Annotated in this window: 17 protein-coding genes and 2 pseudogenes; 14 read left to right on the top strand and 5 right to left on the bottom strand. The window is 58.0% G+C overall.

The window, feature by feature from the left end:
- Nucleotides 1–126 precede the first annotated feature (126 nt).
- Both purL and AC4ANK_RS21735 read left to right on the top strand, forming a co-directional pair.
- Nucleotides 127–4,023: a phosphoribosylformylglycinamidine synthase gene (purL, locus tag AC4ANK_RS21740; protein ID WP_460384510.1), complete on the top strand. Its 3,897-nt coding sequence runs from the start codon at nt 127–129 to the stop codon at nt 4,021–4,023.
- A 5-nt stretch (nt 4,024–4,028) separates the two neighbouring features.
- Complete coding sequence (locus tag AC4ANK_RS21735; RefSeq protein ID WP_460384512.1) at nt 4,029–4,328, top strand: YqfO family protein; 300 nt, start codon at nt 4,029–4,031, stop codon at nt 4,326–4,328.
- 147 nt (nt 4,329–4,475) lie between these two features.
- Here the strand turns inward: AC4ANK_RS21735 and AC4ANK_RS21730 are convergent.
- A pseudogene (locus AC4ANK_RS21730) lies at nt 4,476–4,898 on the bottom strand (L,D-transpeptidase family protein); the annotation flags it as partial.
- Between the two features lie 204 nt (nt 4,899–5,102).
- The gene (locus tag AC4ANK_RS21725) at nt 5,103–5,654 is read right to left on the bottom strand and encodes an NUDIX hydrolase (RefSeq protein WP_002552512.1); all 552 of its coding nucleotides are present in this window, start codon (nt 5,652–5,654) and stop codon (nt 5,103–5,105) included.
- Between the two features lie 150 nt (nt 5,655–5,804).
- Here AC4ANK_RS21725 and AC4ANK_RS21720 point away from each other — a divergent pair, with 150 nt between their 5' ends.
- The 5 genes and pseudogenes from AC4ANK_RS21720 to purT all read left to right on the top strand — a co-directional run bounded on the left by AC4ANK_RS21720 (nt 5,805) and on the right by purT (nt 9,792).
- Nucleotides 5,805–6,401 (top strand): CoA pyrophosphatase, encoded by a 597-nt coding sequence (locus AC4ANK_RS21720; protein WP_054097612.1) that lies wholly within the window; start codon nt 5,805–5,807, stop codon nt 6,399–6,401.
- 91 nt (nt 6,402–6,492) lie between these two features.
- Entirely contained in the window at nt 6,493–7,017 is a 525-nt protein-coding gene (locus AC4ANK_RS21715) for a gamma carbonic anhydrase family protein (protein WP_002552513.1), read from the top strand.
- Nucleotides 7,017–7,235, top strand: coding sequence for a DUF1289 domain-containing protein (locus AC4ANK_RS21710; RefSeq protein ID WP_002552514.1), 219 nt, complete (start codon nt 7,017–7,019; stop codon nt 7,233–7,235). Before AC4ANK_RS21715 ends, AC4ANK_RS21710 begins: the two co-directional genes overlap by 1 nt.
- 805 nt (nt 7,236–8,040) lie before the next feature.
- Nucleotides 8,041–8,508 carry a hypothetical protein gene (locus tag AC4ANK_RS21705; RefSeq protein WP_002552515.1) on the top strand — a complete coding sequence of 156 codons (468 nt, stop codon included), beginning with the start codon at nt 8,041–8,043 and terminating at the stop codon, nt 8,506–8,508.
- Between the two features lie 103 nt (nt 8,509–8,611).
- Nucleotides 8,612–9,792 (top strand): annotated as a pseudogene (gene purT, locus AC4ANK_RS21700) (formate-dependent phosphoribosylglycinamide formyltransferase).
- Between the two features lie 56 nt (nt 9,793–9,848).
- Here purT and AC4ANK_RS21695 read toward each other — a convergent pair.
- The 3 genes from AC4ANK_RS21695 to AC4ANK_RS21685 form a co-directional block, all read right to left on the bottom strand.
- Nucleotides 9,849–11,159: an MFS transporter gene (locus AC4ANK_RS21695; RefSeq protein ID WP_002552517.1), complete on the bottom strand. Its 1,311-nt coding sequence runs from the start codon at nt 11,157–11,159 to the stop codon at nt 9,849–9,851.
- 149 nt (nt 11,160–11,308) lie between these two features.
- Nucleotides 11,309–12,556 carry a CNNM domain-containing protein gene (locus tag AC4ANK_RS21690; protein WP_002552518.1) on the bottom strand — a complete coding sequence of 416 codons (1,248 nt, stop codon included), beginning with the start codon at nt 12,554–12,556 and terminating at the stop codon, nt 11,309–11,311.
- A gap of 12 nt (nt 12,557–12,568) precedes the next feature.
- On the bottom strand, nt 12,569–13,381 hold the full coding sequence (locus AC4ANK_RS21685; RefSeq protein WP_002552519.1) for a cytochrome C assembly family protein: 813 nt from the start codon (nt 13,379–13,381) through the stop codon (nt 12,569–12,571).
- Nucleotides 13,382–13,594: 213 nt separating this feature from the next.
- On the opposite strand from AC4ANK_RS21685, the gene ffh reads away from it, so the two are divergent.
- The 7 genes from ffh to AC4ANK_RS21650 all read left to right on the top strand — a co-directional run bounded on the left by ffh (nt 13,595) and on the right by AC4ANK_RS21650 (nt 19,449).
- Nucleotides 13,595–14,971, top strand: coding sequence for a signal recognition particle protein (gene ffh, locus AC4ANK_RS21680; RefSeq protein WP_002552520.1), 1,377 nt, complete (start codon nt 13,595–13,597; stop codon nt 14,969–14,971).
- Nucleotides 14,972–15,218: 247 nt separating this feature from the next.
- Complete coding sequence (gene rpsP, locus AC4ANK_RS21675) at nt 15,219–15,476, top strand: 30S ribosomal protein S16 (RefSeq protein WP_002552521.1); 258 nt, start codon at nt 15,219–15,221, stop codon at nt 15,474–15,476.
- Nucleotides 15,477–15,481: 5 nt separating this feature from the next.
- A complete protein-coding gene (gene rimM, locus AC4ANK_RS21670) occupies nt 15,482–16,021 on the top strand; it encodes a ribosome maturation factor RimM (RefSeq protein ID WP_002552522.1) in 540 nt (179 codons plus the stop codon).
- A gap of 5 nt (nt 16,022–16,026) precedes the next feature.
- Nucleotides 16,027–16,779: a tRNA (guanosine(37)-N1)-methyltransferase TrmD gene (gene trmD / locus AC4ANK_RS21665; RefSeq protein WP_002552523.1), complete on the top strand. Its 753-nt coding sequence runs from the start codon at nt 16,027–16,029 to the stop codon at nt 16,777–16,779.
- 44 nt (nt 16,780–16,823) lie between these two features.
- The gene (gene rplS / locus AC4ANK_RS21660; RefSeq protein WP_002552524.1) at nt 16,824–17,174 is read left to right on the top strand and encodes a 50S ribosomal protein L19; all 351 of its coding nucleotides are present in this window, start codon (nt 16,824–16,826) and stop codon (nt 17,172–17,174) included.
- A 102-nt stretch (nt 17,175–17,276) separates the two neighbouring features.
- Nucleotides 17,277–18,173: a site-specific tyrosine recombinase XerD gene (gene xerD, locus AC4ANK_RS21655; protein ID WP_002552525.1), complete on the top strand. Its 897-nt coding sequence runs from the start codon at nt 17,277–17,279 to the stop codon at nt 18,171–18,173.
- A 547-nt stretch (nt 18,174–18,720) separates the two neighbouring features.
- Nucleotides 18,721–19,449: a hypothetical protein gene (locus AC4ANK_RS21650; protein ID WP_031596216.1), complete on the top strand. Its 729-nt coding sequence runs from the start codon at nt 18,721–18,723 to the stop codon at nt 19,447–19,449.
- Nucleotides 19,450–19,476 lie beyond the last annotated feature (27 nt).

The raw sequence follows: 19,476 nt of genomic DNA, 5'->3' as shown, positions 1-19,476 counted from the left end.
CAGACTTTTTTTGCGTGGAGCGACATTCGGGCGCACCCGATGCCGCCGTTTTGGGTGATCAAAGGCCCGCTTTAGGCTAGAATGTGCGGCCTCAAAGCACACCCCCTTCTCGAGGCTGTCCCGAAGATGTTGATCCTGCGCGGTGCTCCTGCCCTTTCTGCCTTCCGCCACAGCAAATTACTAGAACAACTGAAACAAAAAGTTTCAGCTGTCAGTGGCTTGTACGCCGAATTCGCCCACTTCGCGGACGTCAACGACGTTCTTACCAGCGAAGAACAGCAGGTTCTCGACCGTCTCCTGAAATACGGCCCCAGCGTGCCGGTTCAAGAGCCGAGCGGCCGTCTGTTTCTGGTGTTGCCGCGTTTTGGCACCATTTCACCTTGGTCGAGCAAGGCCAGCGACATCGCCCGAAATTGCGGCCTGACGAAAATCCAGCGCATCGAGCGCGGGATTGCCTTCTATGTAGAAGGTCAGTTCAGTGAGGCCCAGGCTCAGGCAATCGCCGACAGCCTGCACGACCGCATGACGCAACTGGTGTTGGGCGATCACGAGCAGGCCGCTAGCCTGTTCAGCCACGCCCAGCCCAAACCGCTGACCGCGGTGGACATTCTGGGTGGCGGTCGCGCGGCGCTGGAAAAAGCCAACGTCGAACTGGGCCTGGCCCTCGCTGAAGATGAAATCGATTACCTGATCACCAGCTTCAACGGTCTCGGGCGCAACCCGCACGACATCGAGCTGATGATGTTTGCCCAGGCAAACTCCGAGCACTGCCGTCACAAGATTTTCAACGCCAGTTGGGATATCGACGGCCAGAGCCAGGAAAAAAGCCTGTTCGGCATGATCAAGAACACCTATCAGATGCACAGCGAAGGCGTGCTGTCCGCCTACAAGGACAACGCTTCGGTGATCGTCGGCAACGTTGCCGGCCGCTTCTTCCCGGACCCGGAAACCCGCCAGTACGGCGCGGTGCAGGAGCCGGTGCATATTCTGATGAAGGTCGAAACTCACAATCACCCGACTGCCATTGCGCCGTTTCCTGGCGCAGCGACCGGTTCCGGCGGCGAGATTCGCGACGAAGGTGCAACCGGTCGCGGTGCCAAGCCCAAGGCAGGTCTGACCGGTTTCACCGTGTCCAACCTGCAGATTCCCGGTTTCGTGCAACCTTGGGAAGTGCCGTACGGCAAGCCCGAGCGCATCGTCACTGCGCTGGACATCATGATCGAAGGCCCGCTGGGCGGCGCGGCGTTCAACAACGAGTTCGGCCGTCCGGCGCTGACCGGCTACTTCCGTACCTTTGAGCAGTCCATTACCACGCCGCACGGCGATGAGGTTCGTGGTTATCACAAGCCGATCATGCTGGCTGGCGGTATGGGCAACATCCGCGAAGATCACGTCCAGAAGGGCGAGATCACTGTGGGTTCCAAACTGATCGTGCTGGGTGGCCCGGCAATGCTGATCGGCCTGGGCGGCGGCGCGGCGTCTTCGATGGCGACCGGTACAAGTTCTGCCGACCTGGATTTCGCTTCGGTTCAGCGTGAAAACCCTGAGATGGAGCGTCGCTGCCAGGAAGTGATCGACCGCTGCTGGCAGCTGGGCGACCGTAACCCGATCAGCTTCATCCATGACGTCGGTGCCGGTGGTCTGTCCAACGCCTTCCCCGAACTGGTCAACGATGGCGATCGTGGTGGGCGTTTCGAACTGCGTAACGTGCCCAACGACGAGCCGGGCATGGCCCCGCTGGAAATCTGGAGCAACGAATCCCAGGAGCGTTACGTGCTGGCCGTCGGCGTCGAAGATTTCGACCGTTTCAAGGCCATCTGCGAGCGCGAGCGCTGCCCGTTTGCGGTTGTCGGCGAGGCCACCGCCGAGCCGCAATTGACCGTGACTGACAGCCATTTTGGCAACAGCCCGGTGGACATGCCGCTGGAAGTGTTGCTGGGCAAGGCGCCGCGCATGCACCGTTCGGTCGAGCGCGAAGCCGAGATCGGCGATGACTTCGACCCGAGCACGCTGGATATCGAAGAAAGCGTGCAACGCGTACTGCGTCACCCGGCAGTTGCCAGCAAAAGCTTCCTGATCACCATTGGTGACCGCAGCATTACCGGTCTGGTTGCTCGCGATCAGATGGTCGGCCCGTGGCAGGTGCCTGTGGCTGACTGCGCAGTGACCGCTACCAGCTTCGACGTCAACACCGGCGAAGCCATGGCAATGGGCGAGCGCACGCCGCTGGCTCTTCTGGATGCTCCGGCTTCGGGCCGTATGGCGATCGGCGAAACGCTGACCAACATTGCGGCCTCACGTATTGAAAAGCTGTCTGACATCAAACTGTCGGCCAACTGGATGTCGGCTGCCGGTCATCCCGGAGAAGACGCGCGTCTTTATGACACCGTGAAAGCGGTGGGCATGGAGCTGTGTCCGGAGCTGGGTATTACCATCCCGGTGGGCAAGGACTCGATGTCCATGAAAACCCGCTGGAGCGATGAAGGCACTGAGAAGAGCGTGACTTCGCCGCTGTCGCTGATCGTGACCGGCTTTGCACCAGTGGTCGACATTCGTCAGACCCTGACGCCCGAGCTGCGCATGGACAAAGGCATCACTGACCTGATCCTGATCGATCTGGGCCGTGGTCAGAACCGCATGGGCGCTTCTATTCTCGCACAGACCCACGGCAAACTGGGTCGTGTGGCACCAGACGTCGATGACGCTGAAGACCTCAAAGCCTTCTTCGCCGTGATTCAGGGCCTCAATTCAGACGGTCATATCCTCTCCTATCATGACCGTTCCGACGGTGGTCTGCTGGTCAGCACGCTGGAAATGGCCTTTGCCGGTCACTGCGGCCTGAACCTGCACCTCGACGGTGTGGCCGACAACGTTTCCGAGCTAAGCGCGATCCTCTTCAACGAAGAGCTCGGCGCGGTCATCCAGGTGCGTCAGGACGCGACTCCGCTGGTGCTGGCGCAATTCAGCGCTGCCGGTCTGGAAGATTGCGTTGCGGTGATCGGTCAGCCGATCAACAACGACGAAGTCTCGATCAGTTTCCACGGCGAGCCGGTCTTCAGCGGCCAGCGCCGCCTGCTGCAACGTCAGTGGGCCGAGACCAGCTACCAGATCCAGCGCCTTCGCGATAACGCTGAATGCGCTGATCAGGAATTCGATGCGCTGCTGGAAGAAGACAATCCGGGCCTGACCGTCAAACTGGGCTTCGACGTTAACGAAGACATCGCTGCGCCGTACATCAAGACGGGCGTCCGCCCTCAGGTTGCCGTGCTGCGCGAGCAGGGTGTCAACGGTCAGGTCGAGATGGCGGCAGCCTTTGATCGCGCAGGCTTCAATGCGATTGACGTGCACATGAGCGACATCCTTGCCGGTCGTGTCGACTTGAACGACTTCAAGGGCATGGTTGCCTGTGGCGGCTTCTCCTATGGCGACGTGCTGGGTGCCGGTGAAGGCTGGGCCAAGTCGGCACTGTTCAATAGCTGCGCCCGCGATGCGTTCCAGGGCTTCTTCGAGCGTGCCGACAGCTTCACGCTGGGTGTGTGCAACGGTTGCCAGATGCTGTCCAACCTGCACGAGCTGATTCCGGGCAGCGAGTTCTGGCCCCATTTCGTGCGTAACCGCTCCGAGCAGTTCGAAGCGCGCGTGGCAATGGTTCAGGTTCAGGAGTCGGCGTCGATCTTCCTGCAAGGCATGGCCGGTTCGCGCATGCCAATCGCTATCGCTCACGGTGAAGGTCACGCAGAGTTCCGCAATGACGACGCGCTGCTTGAGGCGGACGTGTCCGGTACTGTGGCACTGCGCTTCGTCGATAACCACGGCAAGGTCACTGAAACCTACCCGGCCAACCCGAACGGCTCGCCGCGCGGTATCGGCGGCATGACCACCCTGGACGGTCGCGTGACGATCATGATGCCGCACCCGGAACGCGTGTTCCGCGCGGTGCAGAACTCGTGGCGTCCCGAGGACTGGAACGAGGACGCTGCCTGGATGCGCATGTTCCGCAACGCGCGGGCCTGGGTTAACTAAGGCGCGTGTACAAGCTCGCCTTCTTTGTTCCGCCGAGCCATGTGGACGAGGTCAAGAGCGCTGTATTCGCTGCTGGTGCAGGGCGAATCGGCGCTTACGATCACTGTTCATGGCAAGTGCTCGGCCAGGGCCAGTTCCGCCCGCTGGATGGCAGTCAGCCATTTGTCGGGCAGAGTGGAGTGGTCGAATCAGTGGAGGAATGGAAGGTCGAGCTGGTCGTGGCTGATGATCTGATTCGGCAAGCAGTGTTGGCTCTCAAGCAGAGCCATCCCGCTTACGAGGTATGGCGGCTGGCAGAGTTCTGAGGCGCTGCACTGGCCTCTTCGCGAGCAAGCTAAGCGTCGCCTGGCCGCTCCCACGATGTATAACGATTGACAGCTATCGTGCGACGCTCCGCGTCGGCATGCCGCTCTGGACGCTCTACGTCCAATCCTGACTGCTCGCTGCAATGATCAAGGCCGAATCTCGATCATCGTCCCGTCTCTCACCAGATCCCATATCTCCCGCATGTCGTTGTTCTTCAGCGCGATGCATCCGTTGGTCCAGTCCAGCGTGTGGAAGTACCATTCCGGGTACTCTTCATCCACCGGCGTGCCGTGAATCATGATCATGCTGCCCGGTTTCACGCCTTCGCGACGTGCCCGTGCCGAGTCCGAAATGTTCGGGTAGGAAATGTGCATCGACAGGTTGTAGTTATTGCTGGGCTTGCGCCAGTCGAGCCAGTAGAAACCTTCTGGCGTGCGTTGGTCGCCTTCCTGCAATTTGGTGCCCTTGGGGTTCTTGCCCAGAGAAATTCGATAGGTCTTCAGCGCCTCGCCACCGCTGATCAGTTGCAACTGGCGAACCGATTTAAGCACCAGCACCTTGTCGATCGGTTTGCTGGCAATACTCTCGGTATTGATGACTTTATTGTTGATGATTTTCTGTTCGCTGCCCTTGGGCACGATGGTCTGGGTAAACGCAGCCTGCGAAAGCGGTACGAATGACATACAAAAGAAGGCGAACAACCAGCGCATTACGATTTCCCTGAAGATGCTTCTTTCTATAAAAAGCGCCGATATTGTGTGCGACCCTGACTTTCAGGTGTCCAGCAACGGACGTGACGGGGGAAGGGCGCTGGTATGAACCGGGTAAACCTGCCGACGCCGATCCGCGAAGAAGTATTCTAGGGTACGCCCGACTGTCATGAAAGCCAGGTCCGACCACGGAATGTCGGCTTCGTCGAATAACTGCACTTCAAGACTCTCGATTCCTGCCGCAAACGCCTCAGTCGCCATTTCTGCCCGATAGAACACATGCACCTGATTGATATGCGGAACGTCGATCAACGTGTACAGATGCAGCTCGGTCAGAGTGGCGCATGCTTCCTCGATGGTTTCGCGCCGGGCGGCCTGTTCGATGGTTTCGCCGTTTTCCATAAAACCTGCCGGCAGTGTCCAGAAGCCCAGGCGCGGTTCTATGGCCCTGCGGCACAGCAGGACCTTGTCGCCCAGCGTCACCAGACAGCCCGCCACGATGTTCGGATTCTGGTAATGAATGGTGTGACAATGCTCGCAGACATACCGCAATCGGCTGTCGCCTTCGGGAATACGCTGGATAACGGGGTTGCCACACTGGCTGCAAAATTTCATGGGGTCAGTCGATAGTGAACGCAGTCGCTATCTTGGCCTGTCGTGCTGCGGCTCGGCAACCCTCTGTGTGACAGGAGTTGCCTTGCGAGGGGTTGGGCGCAACCTCGCTTTGGTGCATGATGCCAGACAGGCAACAGATCGAGATTTCCCATGCTGGATGAGCTACTTCGCCGTGTAGTCAGTCATACGCCCGAAACCCTCGACTCGGATCGACGATTCCCCGAGGCGGCTGTTTTGGTGCCTGTCACCCGCAGTGAGCAACCCGAGCTGATTTTGACCTTGCGTGCCAGTGGTCTGTCGACACATGGTGGCGAAGTGGCTTTTCCGGGGGGGCGACGCGATCCAGGCGACCCGGACCTGATTTTTACTGCCCTGCGCGAGGCCGAGGAAGAAATCGGACTGCCTCCCGGGCTGGTCGAAGTAGTCGGCCCGTTAAGCCCGCTCATCTCCAAACATGGCATCAAAGTCACGCCGTATGTCGGTGTCATACCTGACTTTGTCGAATACCAGCCCAATGACGGCGAGATCGCGGCGGTGTTCAGCGTACCGCTGGAGTTCTTCCGTCAGGACACCCGTGAACACACGCACCGCATCGATTACGAAGGCCGCAGTTGGTACGTGCCCAGTTACCGTTACGGCGGGTACAAGATCTGGGGGCTTACCGCGATCATGATCGTCGAGCTGGTCAATGTGCTGTACGACAGCAAAATCAGTCTGCATCATCCGCCTGAACGCTCGACCACCTGAACCTGAGTGGCCTGCAGCAGAAGTGCTGTCCACAGAAAGTGCTTTTCATAACAATCCGTACCCATGAGTACGACCCGCCTGAGGAGGCTGCATGAAATATCGCCTGGGGGAATCCCGTGTCCAGACCGACCCGCAGAGCTGGGTTGCTCCCAATGCAGTCCTGATCGGCAATGTCAGGCTGGAAGCCGGGGCAAGTGTGTGGTTCAACGCGGTGTTGCGTGGCGACAACGAGCTGATCCATATCGGTGAAAACAGTAACGTGCAGGATGGCACAGTAATGCACACCGACATGGGCTCGCCCCTGAGCATCGGCAAGAGCGTGACCATTGGGCATAACGCGATGTTGCATGGCTGCAGCGTTGACGATTACAGCCTGATCGGCATCAACGCGGTCATCCTCAACGGGGCGAAAATTGGTAAATACTGCATCATCGGCGCCAATTCGTTGATCGGAGAAAACAAGGTCATTCCCGACGGGTCGCTGGTCATGGGGTCGCCGGGTAAAGTGGTGCGCGAACTCACCGACGTGCAGAAGAAAATGCTGGAAGCCAGCGCCGCCCATTACGTACACAATGCCCAGCGTTACGCCCGTGACCTGGTTGTGCAGGAAGAGTGATGAGCACTGATACCCCGATTGAAAAGCCGGTCCGTTCTCCCTGCGTGAGCATTTGTGCGCTCGATGAGCAGGATATATGCACTGGTTGCCAGCGAACCGTGAGCGAGATCACCCGGTGGAGCCGGATGAGCAACGACGAGCGCCGTGTTGTGCTCGGGCTGTGCGACGAGCGCGCCAGGGCCAGCGGGTTGATGTGGACGGTGGGCGGGGCACGCTGACGTTCCCATGGCCTTACAGGAGCGAACTTGCTCGTAAAGAGGCCGGTGCAGTAGAAAAATTTGCTGCGTTTGGAATATAGCCTTCGCGAACAAGCTCGCTCCCACAGGTTATCCGTGGGCTTTGCGGGAGCGAACTTGCTCGTAAAGAGGCCGGTGCAGTAGAAGAATTTGCTGCGTTTGGAATATAGCCTTCGCGAACAAGTTCGCTCCCACAGGTTATCCGTGGGCTTTGTGGGAGCGAACTTGCTCGTCAAGAGGCCGGTACAGTAGAAGAATTTGCTGCGTTTGGAATATAGCCTTCGCGAACAAGTTCGCTCCCACAGGTTATCCGTGGGCTTTGCGGGAGCGAACTTGCTCGTCAAGAGGCCGGTGCAGTAGAAAAATTTGCTGCGTTTGGAATATAGCCTTCGCGAACAAGTTCGCTCCCACAGGTTATCCGTGGGCTTTGCGGGAGCGAACTTGCTCGTCAAGAGGCCGGTGCAGTAGAAAAATTTGCTGCGTTTGGAATATAGCCTTCGCGAACAAGTTCGCTCCCACAGGTTATCCGTGGGCGTTGTGGGAGCGAACTTGCTCGTCAAGAGGCCGGTACAGTAGAAGAATTTGCTGCGTTTGGAATATAGCCTTCGCGAACAAGTTCGCTCCCACAGGTTATCCGTGGTCGTTGTGGGAGCGAACTTGTTCGCGAAGAGGCCGGTGCAGTCGATGCATTATCTTCGTCAGAAATAGCGCTTTCGCCTACGCCTGGGCACGGTCCTTGCCCGCGTTTGCTATCATTGCCGCTCGCTTGCACAGGCCCAAACCCTCCATGCTTTTCCTGATCGCTTACATCGGCAGTGTCGTGCTGATCAACTTCGCCTTCTCCAGTGCGCCGCATCTGGACATCATCTGGTCTGCCTGGGGCGGGCTGGTGTTTGTGCTGCGCGATATGGTGCAGATTCGCTTTGGTCATGGCGCGATCATCGCCATGCTGGTGGCGCTGGTACTTTCGTATGTCACCAGCGATCCGACCATTGCCCTGGCCAGCGCCATTGCGTTCGCGGTCTCCGAGTGCATTGACTGGCTGGTGTTCAGTATTACCAGGCGCCCGTTGCGTGACCGGTTATGGATCAGCTCGGCACTCAGTATTCCGCTGGATACCTTTATCTTCTTCGGCATGATCGACGCCCTGACTGCACCAGTTGTGCTCACTGCACTGGCATCGAAGTTCGCCGGCGTGACCCTGGTCTGGATGATCATGGCCTGGCGAGCGCGCAACAATGCTTGTCCGGGCTGAGCGCCCATTTACCGGGGCTTCGTGGTAAATTGCGCGCCTTTCTCCACAGCGGTTGCTTGCATAAGGCAGGCAGCCCTCGATATCTGCTTCACGAGGACCTGAGATGACTCAAATCGGAACTCCACTGTCGCCCACCGCGACTCGCGTACTGTTCTGCGGCAGCGGCGAACTGGGCAAGGAAGTCGTGATCGAGCTGCAGCGCCTTGGCGTTGAAGTGATCGCTGTTGACCGTTATGAGAACGCGCCCGCGATGCAGGTTGCTCATCGCAGCCATGTGATCAACATGCTCGACGGTGCTGCGTTGCGTGCAGTCATCGAGGCCGAGAAGCCGGATTTCATCGTTCCGGAAATCGAAGCCATCGCCACCGCAACCCTGGTTGAGCTTGAGGCCGAAGGCTTCACCGTGATCCCGACCGCGCGCGCCGCGCAACTGACCATGAACCGTGAAGGCATTCGTCGTCTGGCGGCCGAAGAGCTGAAGCTGCCAACTTCGCCTTACCACTTTGCCGACACCTTCGAGGCGTACAGCAAGGCGGTCGAAGACCTCGGTTTCCCTTGCGTGGTCAAGCCGTCATGAGTTCGTCGGGCAAAGGGCAGAGCCTGCTCAAGAGCGCTGATGACGTGCAGAAAGCCTGGGATTACGCGCAGGAAGGCGGTCGCGCTGGCAAGGGCCGCGTCATTGTCGAAGGTTTCATCGACTTCGATTACGAAATCACCCTGCTGACCGTGCGTCACATCGGTGGCACCACGTTCTGCGCGCCGGTTGGCCATCGCCAGGAGAAGGGCGACTATCAGGAATCCTGGCAGCCGCAGGCCATGAGCCCGGTAGCGTTGGCGGAGTCCGAGCGTGTTGCAAGGGCAGTGACCGAGGCATTGGGTGGTCGTGGCATGTTTGGCGTCGAGCTGTTCATCAAGGGCGATCAAGTGTGGTTCAGCGAAGTCTCGCCGCGCCCGCACGACACCGGTCTGGTCACCCTGATTTCTCAGGACCTGTCGCAGTTTGCCCTGCACGCTCGCGCGATTCTCGGCCTGCCGATCCCGTTGATCCGCCAGTTCGGGCCATCTGCTTCCGCAGTGATTCTGGTCGAAGGCCAGTCCACTCAGACCGCTTTCGCTAACCTCGGCGCGGCGCTGGCCGAGCCTGACACCGCGTTGCGCCTGTTCGGCAAACCGGAAGTCAACGGTCAACGCCGCATGGGCGTTGCCCTGGCTCGCGATGAGTCCATCGAAGCCGCGCGGGCCAAAGCGACCCGAGCATCGCAAGCGGTAGACGTAAAGTTGTAAGGGTGCAGCTGCAAGCTACAAGCAGGAGTGTGGTACTCTTGCTTGCAGCTTGAGGCTTATAGCTCCCTATCCCGAGTTTCCTTCAGGCTCAACACCGCCAGCACGCTTATCAGCGCAGCTGCAGATACATACCCGCCCACCCAGCTCAAGCCGCCCATCGCCACCAGTTTCTGAGCGAAGAAGGGGGCAACCGACGCGCCGACGATTCCGCCCAGGTTGTACGCCGCCGATGCGCCTGTGTAGCGAACCTGTGTCGGGAACAGCTCTGGCAGCAGTGCGCCCATGGGGGCAAACGTAATGCCCATCAGAAACAGCTCGATGCACAGAAACAACGCCACAGCCCAGGTGCTGCCGTGGGTTAACAGTGGTTCCATGGTGAAACCTGACAGAATCGCCAGCACACCGCCAACAATCAGTACCGGCTTGCGCCCGAAGCGGTCGCTTGCCAGTGCCGCCAATGGGGTGGCAGCCGCCATGAACAGCACCGCAAAGCACAGCAGCCCCAGAAACGTTTCACGGGTATAGCCCAGCGTGGCCACACCGTAACTCAATGAAAACACCGTCGAGATATAAAACAGCGCATAACAGACGACCATCGACGCTGCACCAAGCAGCATGGGCCTCCAGTGCTGGCTGAAGGTTTCCACGATCGGCAGGCTGACGCGTTGGTGATGGGCCATGGCCTTGGCGAAGATCGGAGTTTCTTCCAGCTTCAGGCGCACATACAGCCCGACCATGACCAGCACGGCGCTGAGCAGAAACGGGATTCGCCAGCCCCACGCGCGAAACTGCTCGTCGCTCAGGGTCATGGCCAGTGCCAGAAACAGGCCATTGGCGGCCAGAAAACCGATTGAAGGTCCCAACTGTGGAAACATGCCGAACCAGGCGCGTTTGCCTTTCGGGGCGTTCTCGGTCGCCAGAAGCGCAGCGCCACCCCATTCCCCGCCCAGGCCAAGCCCCTGACCGAAGCGCAGTACACATAGCAGAATCGGTGCCCACGCGCCGATAGTCGCGTAACCGGGCAATACGCCGATCAGCGTGGTGCAGATACCCATCAGCAGCAGAGACGCCACCAGGGTCGATTTACGCCCGATCCGGTCGCCAAAATGACCGAACAGCGCCGACCCGAGCGGGCGTGCGAGAAAGGCGATACCGAAGGTCAGAAATGACGACAGCATCTGTGCCGTACCTGAGGTCTGCGGGAAAAACACCGGACCTATCACCAGCGCGGCGGCAGTGGCGTAAACGTAAAAGTCGTAGAACTCGATAGCTGTGCCGATGAAGCTGGCTGTGGCGACGCGGGTTGCCGAATTCACCGGATTTACGGACTCGGTATTATTTTCGCGAGAGAGCGGGGTGCTGGTCATGCGGATTCCCTGGCTGTCGACTCGCCGGGCGGCAAGGACCGTGCTCCGGCTAGCATTCATTATTGTGATTGTGGGTAAAGCGTCGAGCAGAGTAACCCGAATGGGTCGAGAGACAAGGGTATCGCCGGGATCTATTTGAAGGCAGAAATCTATTTGAAGGTGCGAACGAGGGTGTTCTGCCACATAGCCACGCGCTTGACGCGATTGTCTTCGGTCTCGAGAATTTCCAGCCGGTAAGGCCCTATTTTCAGGCAGACCGGAGCCTCTGGAATGGTTTCCAGTGCTTCGGTAACCAACCCGTTAACGGTTTTCGGACCATCCGAAGGCAGGTGCCAGCCAAGGCTTTTATTGAGTTCGCGAATGGATGCAGCACCCTCTACCTCAAGGCGTCCGTCTTCCTGTTGCTTGACGTGGGGATTGTCCAGCCGCTGCTCGCTTTCGAATTCGCCGACGATTTCTTCAAGAATGTCTTCAAGGGTGACGATACCCAGCACTTCCCCGTACTCATCAACCACCACGCCGAGGCGGCGCTGCTGTTTGTGGAAATTCAGCAACTGCAACTGCAACGGAGTGCTTTCCGGAACGAAATAAGGCTCGTAGCAGACTGCCAGCAACTGCTCTTTGGTCAGTGTGCCTTTGGGCAGCAGGTGGCTGATGTCGCGTGTATTGATGACGCCTTGAACCTGATTTATGTCGTTGTGATAGACCGGCAGGCGCGTGTGACGTGAAATGATCAGGCGCTCGATGATCAGCTCCATCGGATCATCAAGGTTGACGCCATCCACCTCGTTGCGCGGTATCAGGATGTCATTGACCGTTATGCTGTCCAGTGCGCGGATGCCCGACAGCACGCTGGCGCGCGGATAATGCTCGTGAACAATGTCGTGGCGGTTGGTTTTCTGCACATCGTCTTCAAAGTTCTGCTCCTGTTGCTGCACTTGGCGTGACAGAAACGGGCGCAGCAGCGTCTTGGCGAGCACGTTGAACACGTAGGCCAGCGGCCAGACGATCTTCATTGGAATGCGCAGTACGCCATTGCCCAGTAGCAGTGTCGAGACAGGGTGACGGTTCGCCAGGCGGCGCGGTATGTATTCGGCGAACACCAGCATGACGCTCACGGTACCCAGCCATGCCACGGTCGGGCCGTTGTAGAACCAGTAATTGGCAGCAATCAGTGTTGCGATTACGGTAATCAGCACTCTTATCAGCGTATTGCCCAGGATCAGGCTGTTCAGGTTGAACGCCAGCTCGGGAAGCGGCGCGGCCTTGTCCGAACGGCTGGCGGCGCGCATTGCCTTGAGTTGGTGGTGCGCGGCTTCGACTGACGTCAGCAGACCAGCCCAGAGCATAAGGAGGGCGAGAACGCCAAGCAGTGGGCCAAGGGGCAGATTATCCATGATCAGGGCCCGTCAGATGTGCAGGATGAATTCGCGTACCAGCTTGCTGCCGAAGTAGGCGAGCATCAGCAGGCAGAAGCCGCCCAGGGTCCAGCGAATGGCTTTGTGACCTCGCCATCCAAGGCGGTTGCGCCCCCACAGCAGTACGCTGAATACGACCCAGGCCAGGCAAGCCAGCAGGGTCTTGTGCACCAGATGCTGGGCAAACAGGTTTTCAACGAACAGCCAGCCGGAAATCAGCGACAGCGAAAGCAGCGTCCAGCCAGCCCAGAGGAAGCCGAACAAAAGGCTTTCCATGGTTTGCAGCGGCGGGAAGTTCTTGATCAGTCCGGAAGGGTGCTTGTGCTTGAGTCGGTAGTCCTGCAACAGCAACAGCAACGCCTGGAATACGGCAATGGTGAACATTCCGTAAGCCAGCAGCGACAGCAGTATATGGCTCAGGATGCCGGGTTCTTCCATGATCGGCTGTACGGTGCCGCTGGGGGCGAACTGAGCCAGCAGCACGGTCACCATTCCCAATGGGAACAGCAGCACCAGCAGGTTTTCCACCGGAATACGTGACGTGGCGATCAGAGTCACAACGATCACTGACGCGGCGATCAGGCTGGCCGAGTTGAAAAAGTCCAGACCCAGGCCGACGGAATGCGTCAGTTGGGAAAACAGACCGATGGCGTGTGCGATCACCGCCAGCGTACCGAGCAAGCAAAGCAGCCGCTTGTCGGGCTTGACGGCCTGGCTCAGGCGCAGGCTCTGATAGACGGTCGCAGCGGCGTACAGAACGGCGGCGGCGAGGCTGGGAAGCAGGCTGGGTGGCAAAGGGGACATAGATCCTGATGGACGGGCCTGAAAAGACGTTGAGTTTGGCATATAACCGGCAAATCACGAAAGACCACAGAAGCAGACTGCGTGGTGTCCGTGCGGCGGAGTCTTCGCTATAATCCGCGACCTGCTCAAGCCGCAGGCTCGCCGAGCGCCATTTCTGCATTACGGGCCGGGCCGCATCAACCGGGGTTCGACGAGAGCCTGAAAGGATCGCGCATGTTTGAAAACCTGACTGACCGCCTCTCGCAGACGCTGCGCCATGTTACTGGCAAGGCCAAGCTGAACGAGGACAACATCAAAGATACCTTGCGCGAAGTGCGTATGGCGTTGCTTGAAGCCGACGTCGCCTTGCCGGTGGTCAAAGACTTCGTCAACAACGTCAAGGAGCGCGCCGTCGGCACCGAGGTGTCGCGCAGCCTGACGCCAGGCCAGGCGTTCGTGAAGATCGTCCAGGCCGAACTCGAAAGCCTGATGGGCGCTGCCAACGAAGATCTGGTGCTCAATGTCACGCCGCCTGCCGTCATCCTCATGGCGGGCCTGCAGGGTGCGGGTAAAACCACCACCGCTGGCAAGCTGGCGCGCTTCCTTAAAGAGCGCAAGAAGAAAACCGTGATGGTGGTGTCGGTCGACGTCTACCGTCCTGCCGCCATCAAGCAGCTCGAAACCCTGGCCAACGACATCGGTGTGACGTTCTTCGCCTCCGATATCAGCCAGAAGCCGGTCGACATCGCCCTGGCGGCCATTAAAGAAGCCAAGCTCAAGTTCATTGACGTGGTCATCGTCGATACCGCCGGTCGTCTGCACGTCGATGTCGAGATGATGGGCGAGATTCAGGCGCTGCATGCTGCGACCAAGCCAGCTGAAACGCTGTTCGTGGTCGATGCCATGACCGGTCAGGATGCGGCCAACACCGCCAAGGCCTTCGGTGATGCACTGCCGCTGACCGGTGTGATCCTCACCAAGGTCGACGGTGATGCTCGCGGTGGTGCGGCCCTGTCGGTGCGTGCAATTACCGGCAAGCCGATCAAGTTCATCGGTATGGGCGAGAAGAGCGAGGCGCTGGAGCCGTTCCACCCAGATCGTATCGCTTCGCGAATCCTTGGCATGGGCGATGTGCTCAGCCTTATCGAGCAGGCTGAACAGACTCTCGACAAGGATAAAGCCGACAAACTGGCGAAAAAGCTCAAGAAAGGCAAAGGCTTCGATCTCGAAGACTTCCGCGATCAGCTGCAGCAGATGAAAAACATGGGCGGCCTTGGCGGCCTCATGGACAAGCTGCCAAGCATCGGCGGCGTCAATCTGGCGCAGATGGGCAATGCCCAGGGCGCGGCCGAGAAGCAGTTCAAGCAGATGGAAGCCATCATCAACTCGATGACGCCTGGCGAACGCCGTGACCCGGACCTGATCAGCGGCTCGCGCAAGCGCCGTATTGCAATGGGCTCGGGTACCCAGGTGCAGGACATCGGGCGTCTGATCAAGCAGCATAAACAGATGCAGAAGATGATGAAGAAGTTCTCCGCCAAGGGCGGAATGGCAAAAATGATGCGCGGCATGGGCGGAATGCTCCCCGGCGGCGGCATGCCAAAAATGTAATTGCGTCGCGTGCAAGCTTCTTTGCACGCGTCCCACACGGGGGGCGACCCCCGGTCAGCCCGCGTTATGCGGGCTTTTACCTGCTGTCATACCGACAGCGCCCTCGCAAATCTGGAAGGCATGCCGATAGGCGCCGGAAAAAGACATTTGCAAAAGTCGGGATATTCCTTAGAATATGCGGCCTTTCGGGCACCTATGCCCGCTGTGCATCTTAGATTTGCAGCACCGACTACAGGAACGATGTTCAATGCTAACCATCCGTCTTGCCCTTGGCGGCTCCAAAAAGCGCCCGTTTTACCACTTGACCGTAACCGACAGCCGCAACGCTCGTGACGGTTCCCACAAGGAACAGGTTGGTTTCTTCAACCCGGTTGCCCGTGGTCAGGAAATCCGTCTGTCCGTTAACGAAGAACGCGTCAACTACTGGTTGAGCGTTGGTGCACAAACTTCCGAGCGCGTTGCCCAGCTGCTCAAAGAGCACAACAAGACCAAGGCCGCGGCCTGAGTCTTATGAACGCGACGCCTGCATCTGCCGACGATCTGATCGTCATTGGCAAGATTTACTCGGTTCATGGCGTTCGCGGCGAAGTGAAGGTCTTTTCCTTTACTGATCCGATTGGAAACCTGTTGGACTACAAAACCTGGACGCTTCGGCGCGAAGGCAGCGTTGAGAAACAGGTGGAGCTGGTCAGCGGACGCTTGCAAAGCAAGTTTCTGGTCGCAAAGCTCAAAGGTCTCGATGATCGTGAAGAAGCTCGTCTTCTCTCCGGTTACGAAATCTGCGTGCCGCGTAACCTGTTCCCTGATCTGGACGATGGCGAGTACTACTGGTACCAGCTTGAAGGCCTCAAGGTCATCGACCAACTCGGGCAACTGCTCGGGAAAATCGATCACCTGCTCGAAACCGGTTCGAACGATGTAATGGTTGTAAAGCCCTGCGCGGGTAGCCTGGATGATCGTGAACGCCTGTTGCCCTATACGGAGCAATGTGTGTTGGCAATCGATATGGCTGCTGGCGAGATGAAGGTGGATTGGGACGCGGACTTCTGAATGCCATGGCCAGCCTGCGCATAGAAGTCATCAGTCTGTTTCCCGAGATGTTTTCCGCCATCAGCGAATACGGCATTACCAGCCGTGCGGTGAAACAAGGGCTGTTGCAGCTGACTTGTTGGAATCCGCGGGATTACACCACTGATCGCCATCACACTGTGGATGATCGCCCATTTGGCGGTGGTCCTGGCATGGTGATGAAGATCAAGCCCCTCGAAGATGCTCTGGTTCAGGCCAGGCAAGCGGCAGGGGATGCGGCGAAGGTTATTTACCTGTCGCCACAAGGCCGTCAGCTGAATCAGTCTGCGGTACGCGAACTGGCGCAGGAGGAAGCGATTATCCTCATCGCCGGTCGTTATGAAGGCATTGACGAGCGTTTTATTGATGCTCATGTCGATGAAGAGTGGTCGATTGGTGACTATGTTCTTTCCGGTGGCGAGCTGCCGGCTATGGTCCTGATTGACGCGGTTACGCGGCTGCTGCCTGGAGCTTTAGGGCATGTGGACTCCGCGGAGGAAGATTCCTTCACGGACGGTCTGCTGGATTGCCCGCACTACACCCGACCTGAGGTGTATGCGGATCAGCGTGTTCCCGACGTGTTGCTAAGTGGCAATCACGCGCACATCCGGCGTTGGCGTTTACAGCAGTCCCTTGGGCGGACCTATGAACGACGCGCTGATCTTCTGGAAAGCCGCTCGCTTTCTGGAGAAGAGAAGAAGCTGCTGGCGGAATACATCCGCGAGCGGGACGATAGTTAACGTATCGATGGTCGATCCATACGGATTACCTTAGGAGCACCAGCATGACTAACAAAATCATTCTTGCCCTCGAAGCAGAGCAGATGACCAAAGAGATCCCTACCTTTGCACCAGGCGACACCATCGTCGTTCAGGTTAAAGTGAAGGAAGGCGACCGCGCTCGTCTGCAAGCATTCGAAGGCGTTGTAATTGCCAAGCGTAACCGTGGCGTGAACAGCGCTTTCACTGTTCGTAAAATCTCCAACGGTGTTGGCGTTGAGCGTACTTTCCAGACTTATAGCCCGCAAATCGACAGCATGGCTGTGAAACGTCGCGGTGACGTTCGCAAGGCCAAACTGTACTACCTGCGTGACCTGTCCGGTAAAGCAGCGCGCATCAAGGAAAAACTGTCCTGATACAGTTTTTCGATGCATAAAAAAGGCAGCCTTCGGGCTGCCTTTTTGCTATCTGATGTTTGAAAATTCGTCTTCGGCGTATCACGCACATACTGAGTTGAAATGGCTGCCATCGACCACCCGCTGATTGACCGGTTTCTGGATGCGCTCTGGCTTGAAAAGGGGCTGTCCGATAACACCCGCGATTCCTACCGCAGCGACCTGGCGCTGTTCAACGGCTGGCTGCAGGAGCGCAACGTCGATCTGCCCAGTGCCGGACGCGAGGTCATCCTCGATCATCTTGCGTGGCGCGTTGAAAATGCCTACAAACCGCGCTCCACGGCGCGTTTCCTGTCCGGCGCACGTGGCTTCTACCGCTACCTGCTGCGCGAAAAGCTGATTTCCGTCGATCCCACCCTGCAGATCGACATGCCTCAGTTGGGCAAGCCATTGCCCAAGTCACTCTCCGAAGCCGACGTCGAAGCGCTGCTGGCAGCACCCGACCTGAGTGAGCCCATCGGCGAGCGTGACCGTGCCATGCTTGAAGTGCTGTATGCCTGCGGTCTGCGCGTGACCGAACTGATCAGCCTGACACTGGAACAGGTCAACCTGCGCCAGGGCGTACTGCGGGTGATGGGCAAAGGCAGCAAGGAACGGCTGGTGCCCATGGGCGAAGAGGCCATCGTCTGGGTCGAGCGCTACCTGCGCGGTGCCCGCGACGAGCTACTGGGCGGGAAACCCAGCGACGTACTGTTCCCCAGCACTCGCGGCGACCAGATGACCCGTCAGACCTTCTGGCACCGCATAAAGCATCAGGCAACGGTTGCGGGCATCGGAAAATCCCTGTCACCGCATACCCTGCGCCACGCCTTCGCCACCCATCTGCTTAATCACGGAGCTGACTTGCGTGTAGTGCAGATGTTGCTGGGGCACAGCGATCTTTCGACGACCCAGATTTATACCCATGTGGCACGGGCGCGGTTGCAGGAGATGCATGCGAAGCATCATCCGCGGGGTTAGTGGGCTGGTGGTATTGGAGCCTAAGCAAACTGAATGTCGGTTTTGCTGAAGCGTTCGCTGACAACGGGGGCTGCAAAGGCCCCCATTCCGATCTGCGCAGGAAAAATCTCTAATCCATCCTGGAAACATCCCGAGTGACGACGGCCTGTCGGCCCCGCGAGCCTTATGTGGTAGGCTTTGCCGGTTTCGCATATCAAGGCTGGCGCTCCTTTTTTCGACCGCCGCCATTCTGCCCGTCGTCATAGAAGTTTTCAGGCTTCTGCTCCAGATTTCTCCGCCGCCGCTTCATGCCGGTCGGCACCGTCAGTATGTCTGCTTTGGATGGTACAGCCCTCGGTATCATCAGTATCATCACCCGAGCGGTTGCACGGTATGCATGTGACGCGTCATCCTCGAGGTTGATGTTCTGATATCACTGGCACGGACGAGTGCGACTATTTTTAAGAGGGGTTATCTCCAATCGTTCTTGAGGCGTGCGGATAAAGTTTCTTCGGGCAGCTACTATCAGGATGGGGTTATCTGAAACTCACTATCAAGGATGATTGATATGACTGACGAAAAAAAAGGACGTTCATTTCTGGCGACGCTAGACCTCAAGGACGGTACCAAGCTGGGGTTTTCCAAACTTAATGCGAGAGGATACGAAGCGGAAGGGGTCGAGGAACTCTGTGCCAATTCATTGCTCACACAATCGATCAAGATTCGCTTTGAACCCAATGATGAGGGCTACTACGTCATGTTTTTCAAAGGGTTCGCGGCGCCGGATAAAGTTTCGTTAACGCCTGAAGATCCAATAAAGACCGTTGCGTACCTGACCGATGCGGATCCGGTCTATATGCAAGAAGAAAAGGTGTTTAAATCTGCCTCTCCGTCTGATGTTGCCTCAAATACAGACCATGCTTCAGTGTCTGTTTCAGATGACAAAACGCTGCTGCCTGAAAACCAAACAACGGCCTCTCAACCTCCAGAGCAAGAGTCGCCCATCTATTTAGCCGTTGGCGCCAGCGGCTGGGTCCATAAAACAAAAGAATCTGGAAGTGCTTACCTGGCCGGAATATCAGATTGTGGAGGCAGTAAGTTCTCGATTGACCGCACAGACGCTCAAGACGTTTATTTGAAGTCGTGGCGAAGCAAGAACTTCATGCAGACTTACAAACGTGAAGACTTTCCAAATGGCGCATGGTTCGCATGGATGACTGATTGCGATGGCACAGATGCGGTGCTGAAACTGACGATCATTGAACGCTATAACGCCGATGGTTCAGTCAGAACATAGAGCGTGAGTGAAGCGTTCGCTGACAAT

The organism is Pseudomonas sp. Pmew2 (assembly GCF_058129885.1).
This window is presented reverse-complemented; position numbering and strand designations above follow the sequence as displayed.